Raw genomic sequence first — 10,974 nt, 5'->3', positions numbered from 1 at the left:
TGACGGCGCCCACCAACGCCGAGCTGGCCGACCTCGCGCTCGAGGTCGCCCGCGCGGCCGCCGACCTGGTCCGCGGCCGCCGCGCCGCCGGCGTCACGGTCGCGGCGACCAAGTCCAGCGAGGTCGACATCGTCACCGAGGCGGACCGGGCCAGCGAGACGCTGATCCGGCGGCTGATCGCCGAGCGCCGGCCCGACGACGGGTTCCTCGGCGAGGAGGGCGACGACGTCGCCAGCCGCAGCGGCATCCGCTGGATCGTCGACCCGATCGACGGCACCGTGAACTTCCTCTACGACCTGCCGCAGTACGCCGTCTCGATCGCCGCGGAGCGCGACGGGCAGGTCGTCGCGGGCGTGGTGCTCAACGTCGCGAGCGGTGTGGAGTACGTCGGGCACCGGGCGGACGACCCCGATGCCGGTGGCGCCGGCGGCCGGGCGACCCGCGACGGCGAGCCGCTCGCGGTGCGCGGCCCGACGCCCCTGCACCTGCGGCTGCTCGGCACCGGCTTCAACTACGACGCCCGGATCCGGGGCCTGCAGGCCGCCGGCGTGGCCCGGTTGATCACGCGGGTCCGCGACATCCGGCGCTTCGGCTCCTGCGCGCTGGACCTGTGCCACGTCGCCGAGGGCGCGCTCGACGGCTACTTCGAGGAGGGCGTGAACCTCTGGGACCACGCCGCCGGCGGCCTGATCGCCGAGCTGGCCGGTGCGCGGCTCGAGCGCTGGCCCGGAATCGGTGGCAGCGAGCTGGTCGTGTGTGCTCCGACACACGGCTTCGACGAGCTCCTCGGCGTTGTTCAGGAATCGGGATTCCTGGCCGATGGAGCCGCACAGGACGGGGAATAGGGACCTGTCACCGGACGTTCACGACCCGCAACGCCGATGCGGTGTGCACGGTCCGGCCCCGATGGTGCACAATCTGCCGCGCCGGGGCAGCCGCGAAGGCAGGGACAACGAGACGTGGGGCAGCAGGTTCCAGGGGAGTGAGTGACGATGGCGACTGACTACGACGCACCGCGCAAGAACGAGGACGAGCAGTCCGAGGAGAGCATCGAAGAGCTCAAGGCGCGCCGTCACGACAAGAACTCCGGCAAGGTCGACGAGGACGAGGCCGAGGCCGCTGAGTCCTTCGAGCTGCCCGGCGCCGACCTCTCCCACGAGGAGCTCGCCGTCGAGGTGAAGCCCAAGCAGGACGACGAGTTCACCTGCATGAGCTGCTTCCTGGTCCACCACCGCAGCCAGCTGGCGGACGCCAAGAAGATGATCTGCCGCGACTGCGTCTGACCCGGACCCCCGCGCCGAGTCGGCGTGAATGCAGGCCCAGGGCCCGCCGAGTCGGCGTGAATGCAGGCCCAGGGCCCGCCGAGTCGGCGTGAATGCAGGCCCAGGAGCCGCCGAGTCGGCGTGAATGCAGGCCCAGGAGCCGCCGAGTCGGCGTGAATGCAGGCACTGCGGGGAAACTGGCGCCGCCTCGGCAGGCCCCCGGGGGAAACTGGCGCCGCCTCGGCAGGCCCCCGGGGGAAACTGGCGCCGCCTCGGGGTGGCCCCGGGGGAAACTGGCGCCGCCTCGGCGTGGCCACGGGGGAAACTGGCGCCGCCTCGGCGTGGCCACGGGGGGAAACTGGCGCCGCCTCGGCGTGGCTCAGGCCTCCTGGTGGTCCTTGCGCAGGTCCGGGGGCAGGTGGCCGGTGGAGCGGGCGTAGTACGACGCCGCCCGGCGCTGGGCGATCATCCGGGCCAGGCCGATCGCGGTGCCGCTGGCCACCGCCCAGGCCACGGCCTCCCAGATGTCGACGTCGGGGTCGGCGGGGTTCTCCGGGGGCTTCTTGCCGGTCGCGATCGTCCACGACTTGTCGATCGCCTTCTTGGCGATCGCCGCCGCGCCGAGTGCGGAGACGAGCGAGAACACGGTCCAGACCTTGGATCCTCCAGATGCCATGGCCGAACAGTACCCAGGCTCCGGCCCGCCGACGCGTGCGGTCAGCCGGCGTGGGTCAGCGCGGTGAGCGCGCGGACCAGCTCCTCGGGGTGGCGGGTGCAGACCAGCCAGTACGGCGTGGGGTCGGCCGGGTCGGTGATCTCGACCTGGACCGCGCGCTTGAGGTAAGGCCGCAGCAGCAGGTAGGCCCGGGCGTCGGCCTGGACGCCGGCGACCCGGTGGGTCTGCTCGGCGTCCAGCGCGGTCGCGGCGCCCAGGAACCGCGCGTCGATGTGCGCCCGGCCGGCGCGGAACGTCCTGTTGCCGACCACGATCCGCGGCGAGCCGTAGGACCACAGCCAGGAGAACAGCAGCCCGAGGGCCGCGGCGGTCACCAGCCACGCGGCGAGGGCCGGCAGCGCGACCGCCACGGCCAGCCACAGCGTCGCGACCAACATCGTCCCCTGGACCCACCAGCGCAGCGGCACGCCCAGGCGCTCGCTGTAGACAGGGGTCAGGGTCACGGGCCGAATCCTCCCATTCCGCGGCCCCGGGCCGGCGGGTAGGGTCCGGCGACGTGACGATCGACCTCGAGATCCAGGTGCAGCGCCTCGACCCGGAGCTGCCGCTGCCGGCGTACGCCCACCCGGGCGACGCGGGCGCCGACCTGCTGACGACCGTCGACGTGACGCTCGCGCCGGGGGAGCGGGCGATGGTGCCGACCGGCATCGCGCTCGCGATGCCCGAGGGGTACGCCGCGTTCGTCCACCCGCGGTCCGGTCTCGCCGCTCGGCACGGGCTGTCGATCGTGAACACCCCCGGCACCATCGACGCGGGGTACCGCGGCGAGATCAAGGTGATGCTGGTCAACCACGACCCGCGCGAGCCGATCGAGCTGCGGCGGGGCGACCGGATCGCGCAGCTGGTCGTGCAGCGCGTCGAGCGGGTCCGGTTCGCCGAGGTGGGGGAACTCCCCGGTTCGGTGCGTGGCGCCGGGGGCTACGGTTCTACCGGAGGCTTCGGTCGGTCCTGACCGAGGTCCCGAGAGCCTGACCGACCGACCGGTTCGACTGAGGAGTGTTCGTGAAGTTCCGTCGCAAGTCCGACGACGCCGAGGCAGCGGCCGAGGCCGAGGTGCCGGCCGAGGAGGCCGAGCCGTCGACCGGCCCCTTCGACATCGACGACCTGCCCGAGGACGACGAGCAGCCGCGGGTCGACCTCGGCTCGATGCTCGTCGCGCCCCTGCCCGGGCTCGAGCTGCGCCTCCAGGTCGACGAGGACGCCGAGGAGGTGCAGGCGGTCGTGCTCGCGGGCCCCGACGGTGCGCTCGAGCTGCGGGCGTTCGCGGCTCCGCGCGGCGGGGACCTGTGGGGTGAGATCCGCCCGCGGCTGGCCGCCGACTACGCCCAGCGCGGGGGCACGGCCACCGAGCGCGAGGGCCGCTTCGGGACCGAGCTGATGTGCCAGCTGACCGTGCGCACGCCCGACGGCCGCACCGGCACCCAGCCGTCGCGGGTGATCGGCGTCAACGGGGAGCGCTGGATGCTGCGCGCCACGCTGATGGGCCCGGCCGCGCAGTCCGCCGACGGGCCGGGGCTGTGGGAGGACGCGATCGAGCAGGTCGTGGTGCGCCGCGGCGCCCAAGCGATGCCGGTCGGCGCGGCGCTGCCGCTGGCGATGCCGCCGCGCGACCAGCTCACCGAGCGCCCCGAGACGTAGGCTCCTCGGATGGCGGAGAAGAGCCGGCTGCGCCGCAGCATCAGTCGGTGGGCGAACACCAGCGACCAGCACGCCCGCGACATGCGCAAGGAGTACGCCGACGACCGGCTCGACCGGATCGGCGAGGCCCCCGACCGTGAGCAGGTCACGCTCCAGGGCACGCTGCGGACGGTGACGCTGCGTCCGCGCGGTGGCGTCCCGGCGCTCGAGGCGGAGCTGTACGACGGCACCGGCACCATCACGGTGATCTGGCTCGGCCGACGGCGGATCCTGGGCGTTCAGCCGGGCCGGTCGCTGAAGATCCGGGGCCGGATCGGGCGCTACGACGGCCACCGGGTCCTGTACAACCCGCGCTACGAGCTGATGCCGTGACCGAGGCAGTGCCAGGGGATCCCGGGACCCCCGGACACCAGCCCGGCCGGTCGACGGGGCACACGCCGCCGAGCGTGGACACCGTCGAGGCGGTGGTCCGCGCCCAGATCTCGCGCGCCCTCGGCGGTCGCCGCGGCATGATCGAGGCCGCCGTACCCACGATCATCTTCACGGTGCTGTGGCTCTCCACCAAGGAGCTGCGGCTGGCGCTCGCCTCGAGCATCGCGGTCGCCGTCGTGCTGCTGGTGGTCCGCCTCGTGCAGCGCTCGACCACGCAGTTCTGCCTGAACGCGCTGTTCGGCATCGGCATCGGCTGGGTGTTCGTGACGATCTCGGCGCGCCAGGGCGGCGACGCCAACGACCAGGCGCTGGCCTACTTCCTGCCCGGCCTGATCTACAACAGTGTCTACACGGTCGTGCTCTCGCTGACCTGCCTGATCGGGTGGCCGCTGGTCGGCTTCATGGTCGGCAGCGTCGCCGGCGACCCGACCGCGTGGCACCAGGACCGCCAGATCGTCCGGCTGTGCACCACGCTGACCTGGCTGCTGGCGATCCCGTGCCTGGTGCGGGTGGTGGTGCAGGCGCCGATCTGGTTCGCCGGCAAGGCGGGGTCGATCGATCCCGACTCCGCGGTCGCCGCGCTCGGCATCCTCAAGATCGGCATGGGCTGGCCGCTGCAGCTCGCCGCCCTGGCCGCGATGGCGTGGGTGCTGAGCCGCAACAAGACGCCGGTCGCGGAGGCCTGAGCGGTCGGGGTCAGCCCCCGTGGGCGGTCGGGGCGAGCAGCCGCTCGAGGTTGTCCTCGAGGTCGGAGGGCACCACGAACAGCAGCTCGTCGCCGGCCTCGACCGGCTGCTCGGCGTCGGGCACGTAGACCTGGCCGTCGCGCAGGATCGTGACCAGCGCACAGTTCTCGGGGAACGGGATCAGGCCGGCCGGCTTGCCGACGTACGGCGAGTCCGCGGGCAGCGTCATCTCGACGAGGTTGGCGTTGCCCTGGCGGAACGTGAACAGCCGCACCAGGTCGCCCACGGTCACCGCCTCCTCGACCAGCGCGGACATGATCCGCGGGGTCGACACGTTGACGTCGACGCCCCAGGCCTCGGTGAACAGCCACTCGTTGTTGGGGTGGTTGACCCGCCCGACCGTGCGCGGCACCCCGAACTCGGTCTTGGCGAGCAGGGCCGTCACCAGGTTGGCCTTGTCGTCGCCGGTGGCGGCGATGACGACGTCGCACTGGTCGAGCCGCGCCTCCTCCAGCGAGGACATCTCGCACGAGTCGGCCAGCAGCCACTCGGCGTCCGGCACCCGCTCCGGCTTGATCGAGTTCGGGTCCTTGTCGATCAGGAGGATGTCGTGGCCGTTCATGATCAGCTCACGGGCGATCGAGCGACCGACCGCACCGGCGCCGGCGATGGCGACACGCATGGCTCACTCAGCTTTCGTCGTCGGGACCGCGGTCGATGACCTGGTAGGCACGCGGCGCGTTGTCCTCGCGCATCGTCACATGGAGGATGTCGCCCTCCTGGATCACGCTCTCGCGGGTGGGCAGCATGCCCTCGCCGAGCCGGTCGATCCAGGCGATCCGGCAGCCGACCTGCTCCTGGAAGTGCACCGTGCGGTGCCCGATCCAGGGTTCGGGGGCGGGCAGCTGGTCCAGCCGGATCGTGCCGGAGGGGTCGCGGAAGTCGGGCTCGGCGCCGGCCGGCAGCAGCCGCCGGAGCACCTGGTCGGCCGTCCACTTCACGGTCGCGACCGTCGTGATGCCCAACCGCTGGTAGACCTCGGCCCGGCCGGGGTCGTAGATGCGGGCGACGACCTGCTGGATGCCGAACGTCTCGCGGGCGACCCGGGCGGCGATGATGTTGGAGTTGTCGCCGCTCGACACGGCCGCGAACGCGTCGGCGCGCCGGATGCCGGCCTTCTCGAGGACCTCCTGGTCGAAGCCCTGCCCGGTCACCTTGTCCCCGTTGAACCCCGGGCCCAGCCGGCGGAAGGCGTCGGGCTCGCTGTCGATCACCGAGACGGTGTGGTTGCGGTCCTCGAGGCTGCGGGCCAGCGTCGAGCCGACCCGGCCGCAGCCCATGATCACGACGTGCACGCCGCAGACGCTACCCCAGCGTCGGCCCTGCAACTCACAGACAGGACGGTTCACGGTCTAGCCTTGCCGTTCGTGAGTGTCGGCGACGTATCGAAGCGGATCCTGCTGGGGCGCAAGCTGCGCAGCTCCCAGCTGGGGGAGACGCTCCTCCCCAAGCGGATCGCCCTCCCGGTGTTCGCCAGCGACGCGCTGTCGTCGGTGGCCTATGCGCCGGACGAGGTCTTCATCATGCTGTCGCTGGCCGGCGCGTCGGCCTACGTGTGGTCGTGGAAGATCGGCATCGCGGTCGCGCTGGTGATGGCGGCCGTGGTGGCGTCCTACCGGCAGACCGTCCACGCCTACCCCAGCGGGGGCGGCGACTACGAGGTCGCGACCGTCAACCTGGGCCCGACCGCCGGCACCACGGTCGCGAGCGCGCTGCTGGTCGACTACGTGCTCACCGTGGCGGTGTCGATCTCCTCGGGGGCGCAGTACGCCGCGTCGGCGATCGACGCGCTCAGCGGCCACGAGGCGCTCTTCGCGAGCCTGATGGTCGTGCTGCTGATGGCGATCAACCTGCGCGGCATCCGCGAGTCGGGCACGTTCTTCGCGATCCCGACGTACGCCTTCATGGTCGCGATCCTCGGGATGTGCGCCTACGGCATGTACGAGCTGGTCGCGGGGCGGCTGCCCGAGGTCGAGAGCGCCGACCTCGACATGGCGACGGCGCCGGGCTACGGCGACTCGATGACGACGTTCGCGCTGCTGTTCCTGCTCGCCCGCGCGTTCTCCTCCGGCTGTGCGGCGCTGACCGGTGTCGAGGCGATCTCGAACGGCGTCCCGGCGTTCCGCCGGCCCAAGAGCCGCAACGCCGCGACCACGCTGGCGCTGCTCGGGATGATCGCGATCACGATGATGGTGAGCGTCATCGTGCTCGCCAAGCAGATGGGGCTGCAGCTGGTCGACCCCGACGAGATGGACCGGCTCACGCGCAACGGTGAGCCGCTGCCGGCCGGCTACGACCAGCACACGGTCATCGCCCAGATCGCCGAGGCCGTCTTCCACGACTTCCCGGCCGGGTTCTACCTGGTGGTCACCGTCACCGGCGTGATCCTGGTGCTGGCCGCCAACACCGCGTTCAACGGCTTCCCGGTGCTCGGCTCGATCCTGGCCAAGGACGGCTACGCGCCGCGGGCGCTCGGCTCGCGCGGGGACCGGCTCGCCTACAGCAACGGCATCGTGTTCCTGGCCGTGATGGCGATCGTGCTGATCCAGGTGTTCAACGCCGAGACGACCCGGCTGATCCAGCTCTACATCGTCGGCGTGTTCGTCTCGTTCAACCTCAGTCAGCTCGGGATGATCCGGCACTGGACCCGGCACCTGCAGACCGAGAAGGATCCGGCCGTCCGGCGGCGGATGCTGCGCTCCCGCACGATCAACACCGTCGGCCTGACGTTCACGGCGGTCGTGCTCGTGATCGTCCTCATCACCAAGTTCCTCGCCGGCGCGTGGATCACGATCCTCGCGATGGTGTTCTTCTTCGCCGGCATGCGCGCGATCCGTCGCCACTACGACAGCGTCAACGACGAGCTCGCGGCCGACGAGGAGGACAAGGTCCTCCCGACCCGGGTGCACGCGATCGTGCTGGTCTCCAAGCTGCACAAGCCGACGCTGCGGGCGCTCGCCTTCGCCAAGGCCACCCGGCCCAACGTGCTCGAGGGCGTCTACGTCTCGGTCGACCCGGCCGCCACCAACCGGCTCCTCGAGGAGTGGGAGGAGCGCAACCTCGGCGTACCCCTCAAGGTGCTGCACTCGCCCTACCGCGAGCTGGTCCGCCCGATCGTGGAGTACGCCACCGAGATCCGCAAGGCCAACCCGCGCGGCGTGGTCGCGGTCTACATCCCGGAGTACGTCGTCGGGCGCTGGTGGGAGCAGCTGCTGCACAACCAGACCGCGTTGCGGCTCAAGGGCCGGTTGCTGTTCGCGCCGGGCGTGATGGTCACCTCGGTGCCCTACCAGCTGCGCTCCTCGGAGCTGGCGCGCGAGCGGGAGGAGCGGCTCGGGGTCTGGACCCGGCCCACCGACTACCGCCTGGGCAACCCGGGCTCGCGCTCCGAGACGGACCGGCAGATCCAGCCGTGAGCCGGCGGCCGCGGGCGCGGAAGGCACGAGGCGGCTCGCGGGTCGGGGAGCGGTTCGAGGCCGTGGTCGGACCGATCGCCCACGGCGGCCACTGCGTGGTGCGGCTCGACGGCACCGGTGACGGCCCCTCGGACCGGCGTCGGGTGGTGTTCGTGCGGCACGCGATCCCCGGCGAGCGGGTGGTCGTCGAGATCACCGAGGGCACCGACGGCGACCGGTTCTGGCGCGGCGACGCCGTCGAGGTGCTCGAGCCGTCCGCCGACCGGGTCGAGCCGCCCTGCCCGTACGCCGGCCCCGGGCGCTGCGGCGGCTGCGACTTCCAGCACGTGGCGCTGCCGCGGCAGCGCGAGCTCAAGGCCGCGGTGGTCCGCGAGCAGCTCGGCCGGCTCGCGCAGTCCGAGGTGCCGGTCGAGGTCGAGCCGGTGCCCGGGGACTCCCCGGAGGTCGAGGCGGGCCTGCGCTGGCGCACCCGCATCCAGTGGGCGGTCGGCCCGCGGGGCCGGCGCGGGCTGCGCAAGCACCGCTCGCGCGAGGTGGTGCCCGTCGACGACTGCCTGATCACCCGGCCCGACGCCCGCGCCGTGCACCGGGCCGGCACGACGCTGGACCGGCACGCGGCCGACCTGTCCACGGTCGTGGGGGAGCGGGTCGACGCGCCGCGCCACGGCGGCGAGCACCTCTTCGAGGTCGAGGCCGACGGGTTCTGGCAGGTGCACCCGGGGGCGCCACGGGTGCTGGTCGAGAGCGTGCTCGACACGCTGCAGCCGCGGCCCGGCGAGACCGCGCTGGACCTGTTCGCCGGGGTGGGGCTGTTCGCGCGCTACCTCGCCGACGCGGTGGGGCCCACCGGCCACGTGCTCGCGGTGGAGGCCGACCGCACCGCCTGCCGGCACGCCCGGGCCAACCTGGCCGGGCTGCCCGGGGTCGGGGTCGAGTGCGGCCCGGTCGACAAGGTGCTGGCCGGCCCGCTGCCGCCGGCGTACTCCTCGGTGGACGTGGTGGTCCTCGATCCGCCGCGCGAGGGCGCCCGCGCGCTGGTCGTCGAACAGGTCGTCGCGCGCTCGCCGCGAGCCGTGGCGTACGTCGCCTGCGACCCGGCCGCGCTGGCCCGCGACGTCGCCACGTTCCAGAAGCTCGGCTACGTCCTGCGCTCGGTGCGGGGGCTCGACATGTTCCCGATGACCCATCACGTGGAGTGCGTGGCGCTGCTGACCCGCTGACGCAGCCGCGCTGTTGGTCGGGGGTGCGATCATCCCAGGATGGTGAGCGAGGCGGAGCTCAGGTGGGCGCTGGACTACAACGGCTACGAGCGGTTCGCGGGCGGGATCGACGCCTACTACGCGCTCCTGCAGCCGGCGATGCGTGAGTACGAGGCGACCGGACGGGTGCCCGACTGGTGTGGTGTCGACCTCCTGCGGGCGTGGGCGTTCTACCGTCAGCGCGAGCACCACATGGACGGTGTCAGCCCCATGGCCCGAGACTGGGACGCCGTCCTCGACGCGATCCGCCGCCACCCGGCAGCCCGGGCCGGCGACCTCCCGCCGGACCGGGACGTCGACCCGGACACCGACCCGGACACCGTCGGGCGGCCGCGCGTCGGCCCCGTGGACGGTGCCCTGGGCACGGCGCGCAAGTCCGCGCTCCCGCTCACACTGGGGCACGTGCTGACCGCTGTCGGCGCGGACCACGACCCGGTCATCGGCCTCGACGACATCCTGGTCATCCGCCACGCGTTCAAGCCCTCGGGCCACGTCGGGCTCCAGGGTCCCGAGGACGTCACCGAGGACCGCATCCGCGAGTACACGCGTTCCCAGGACGTCTCCACGACCAAGTTCCCCGCTGAGCCGCCGCGCTACTGGGTCATCCTCGTCGCCGACGGGAAGAGCCGCTCCCGTCTGTTCGGCGTCTACGAGAACCACGGTGAGGTGCTCGCCGAGAAGACCGAGACCCACCGGTTCTGGGCCCTGCACCGCATCGACTTCCTCCGCTCCCTCGAGGACCGGCTCGTCGTCGACTGGACGAGCCCGCGCAGCTGGTACCGGTGGGGGCCCAGCGCCGCGAAGCTGCCGGTCCTCGAGATCGCCGACCGCGACGCTGTGCCGTTCCCCGGCTTCGACCGCGTGCTGCTCCGGTGGCACGAGCTCCAAGACCTCATCGCGGACCCTCGCTACGCCGAGTGGCGATCGGCCCTGTCGGAGGTCCAGGGGATCTACCTGATCACCGACAGCTCCACGGGCAAGCACTACGTCGGCAAGGCCGACGGCGGCGAGCGGCTGATCGGCCGCTGGTCGGCCTACGCCAGGAACGGGCACGGGGGCAACGTCGCGCTGCGCGAGCTCGCGAAGGCGGCGAAGGAGGCCGGCACCGCCCTCGACGGCACCGTCGAGGAGCACGCCCGTCACTTCGTCTTCAGCATCCTGCGCGTCTTCGGGCCCTCCACGCCGTCCTCGGAGGTGGATGCCGCGGAGTCGCACTTCAAGGACGCGCTGATGACGCGCACCTGGGGGCTGAACCGGAACTGAGACGCTTCTATGGGGGGTCAACCCCTGTCGTGGCGAGGTGTCGACTGACAGGTCAGCGCCGCGCGGCGTAGACGCGCCGCACGACCTCCTCGACGTCGGGCTCCTCGATCGCGAGGTCGAGCACCTCGGCCCGCTCGGACACCGCGGCGAGCACCCGGGCGGCCGTCGTCACGTCCGGGTCGAAGGCCAGCCGCTGGCGCAGCCCGGAGCCCTCGCTGGCGA

13 protein-coding genes are annotated in these 10,974 nt (G+C 72.5%); 9 read left to right on the top strand and 4 right to left on the bottom strand.

What is annotated here, in order from left to right; translation table 11 throughout:
• Both VGD85_RS03220 and VGD85_RS03215 read left to right on the top strand, forming a co-directional pair.
• The coding region (locus VGD85_RS03220) for an inositol monophosphatase family protein (RefSeq protein ID WP_331062006.1) at positions 1-845 on the top strand (845 nt) is incomplete at its 5' end.
• Positions 846-992: 147 nt separating this feature from the next.
• Positions 993-1,283, top strand: a complete 291-nt coding sequence (locus VGD85_RS03215; protein WP_331062007.1) for a DUF4193 domain-containing protein — start codon at positions 993-995, stop codon at positions 1,281-1,283.
• A 358-nt stretch (positions 1,284-1,641) separates the two neighbouring features.
• Here VGD85_RS03215 and VGD85_RS03210 read toward each other — a convergent pair whose 3' ends face one another.
• Positions 1,642-1,938 carry a DUF4235 domain-containing protein gene (locus VGD85_RS03210; protein ID WP_331062005.1) on the bottom strand — a complete coding sequence of 99 codons (297 nt, stop codon included), beginning with the start codon at positions 1,936-1,938 and terminating at the stop codon, positions 1,642-1,644.
• A 41-nt stretch (positions 1,939-1,979) separates the two neighbouring features.
• On the bottom strand, positions 1,980-2,441 hold the full coding sequence (locus tag VGD85_RS03205) for a DUF3093 domain-containing protein (RefSeq protein WP_331062004.1): 462 nt from the start codon (positions 2,439-2,441) through the stop codon (positions 1,980-1,982).
• Positions 2,442-2,494: 53 nt separating this feature from the next.
• Between VGD85_RS03205 and dut the strand changes: the two genes are divergently transcribed.
• The 4 genes from dut to VGD85_RS03185 all read left to right on the top strand — a co-directional run bounded on the left by dut (position 2,495) and on the right by VGD85_RS03185 (position 4,754).
• Positions 2,495-2,950, top strand: coding sequence for a dUTP diphosphatase (gene dut / locus VGD85_RS03200; RefSeq protein ID WP_331062003.1), 456 nt, complete (start codon positions 2,495-2,497; stop codon positions 2,948-2,950).
• 50 nt (positions 2,951-3,000) lie between these two features.
• Positions 3,001-3,636: a DUF3710 domain-containing protein gene (locus VGD85_RS03195; RefSeq protein WP_331062002.1), complete on the top strand. Its 636-nt coding sequence runs from the start codon at positions 3,001-3,003 to the stop codon at positions 3,634-3,636.
• A 9-nt stretch (positions 3,637-3,645) separates the two neighbouring features.
• Positions 3,646-4,008, top strand: coding sequence for an OB-fold nucleic acid binding domain-containing protein (locus VGD85_RS03190; RefSeq protein WP_331062001.1), 363 nt, complete (start codon positions 3,646-3,648; stop codon positions 4,006-4,008).
• A 74-nt stretch (positions 4,009-4,082) separates the two neighbouring features.
• Positions 4,083-4,754 carry a DUF3159 domain-containing protein gene (locus VGD85_RS03185; RefSeq protein ID WP_331062000.1) on the top strand — a complete coding sequence of 224 codons (672 nt, stop codon included), beginning with the start codon at positions 4,083-4,085 and terminating at the stop codon, positions 4,752-4,754.
• A 10-nt stretch (positions 4,755-4,764) separates the two neighbouring features.
• Here VGD85_RS03185 and VGD85_RS03180 read toward each other — a convergent pair whose 3' ends face one another.
• Together VGD85_RS03180 and VGD85_RS03175 are read right to left on the bottom strand one after the other, a co-directional pair.
• A complete protein-coding gene (locus VGD85_RS03180; protein ID WP_331061999.1) occupies positions 4,765-5,436 on the bottom strand; it encodes a TrkA family potassium uptake protein in 672 nt (223 codons plus the stop codon).
• A gap of 7 nt (positions 5,437-5,443) precedes the next feature.
• Complete coding sequence (locus VGD85_RS03175; RefSeq protein WP_331061998.1) at positions 5,444-6,109, bottom strand: TrkA family potassium uptake protein; 666 nt, start codon at positions 6,107-6,109, stop codon at positions 5,444-5,446.
• Between the two features lie 72 nt (positions 6,110-6,181).
• On the opposite strand from VGD85_RS03175, the gene VGD85_RS03170 reads away from it, so the two are divergent.
• The 3 genes from VGD85_RS03170 to VGD85_RS03160 are packed head-to-tail and all read left to right on the top strand — an operon-like array spanning position 6,182 to position 10,752.
• On the top strand, positions 6,182-8,230 hold the full coding sequence (locus tag VGD85_RS03170; protein ID WP_331061997.1) for an APC family permease: 2,049 nt from the start codon (positions 6,182-6,184) through the stop codon (positions 8,228-8,230).
• Complete coding sequence (locus VGD85_RS03165; protein ID WP_331061996.1) at positions 8,227-9,450, top strand: class I SAM-dependent RNA methyltransferase; 1,224 nt, start codon at positions 8,227-8,229, stop codon at positions 9,448-9,450. Before VGD85_RS03170 ends, VGD85_RS03165 begins: the two co-directional genes overlap by 4 nt.
• 39 nt (positions 9,451-9,489) lie before the next feature.
• Entirely contained in the window at positions 9,490-10,752 is a 1,263-nt protein-coding gene (locus VGD85_RS03160) for a GIY-YIG nuclease family protein (RefSeq protein WP_331061995.1), read from the top strand.
• The last annotated feature ends 222 nt before the right edge of the window (positions 10,753-10,974 follow it).

The sequence above is a fragment of the Nocardioides sp. genome, from assembly GCF_036401255.1.
GTDB lineage: Bacteria > Actinomycetota > Actinomycetes > Propionibacteriales > Nocardioidaceae > Nocardioides.
This window is presented reverse-complemented; position numbering and strand designations above follow the sequence as displayed.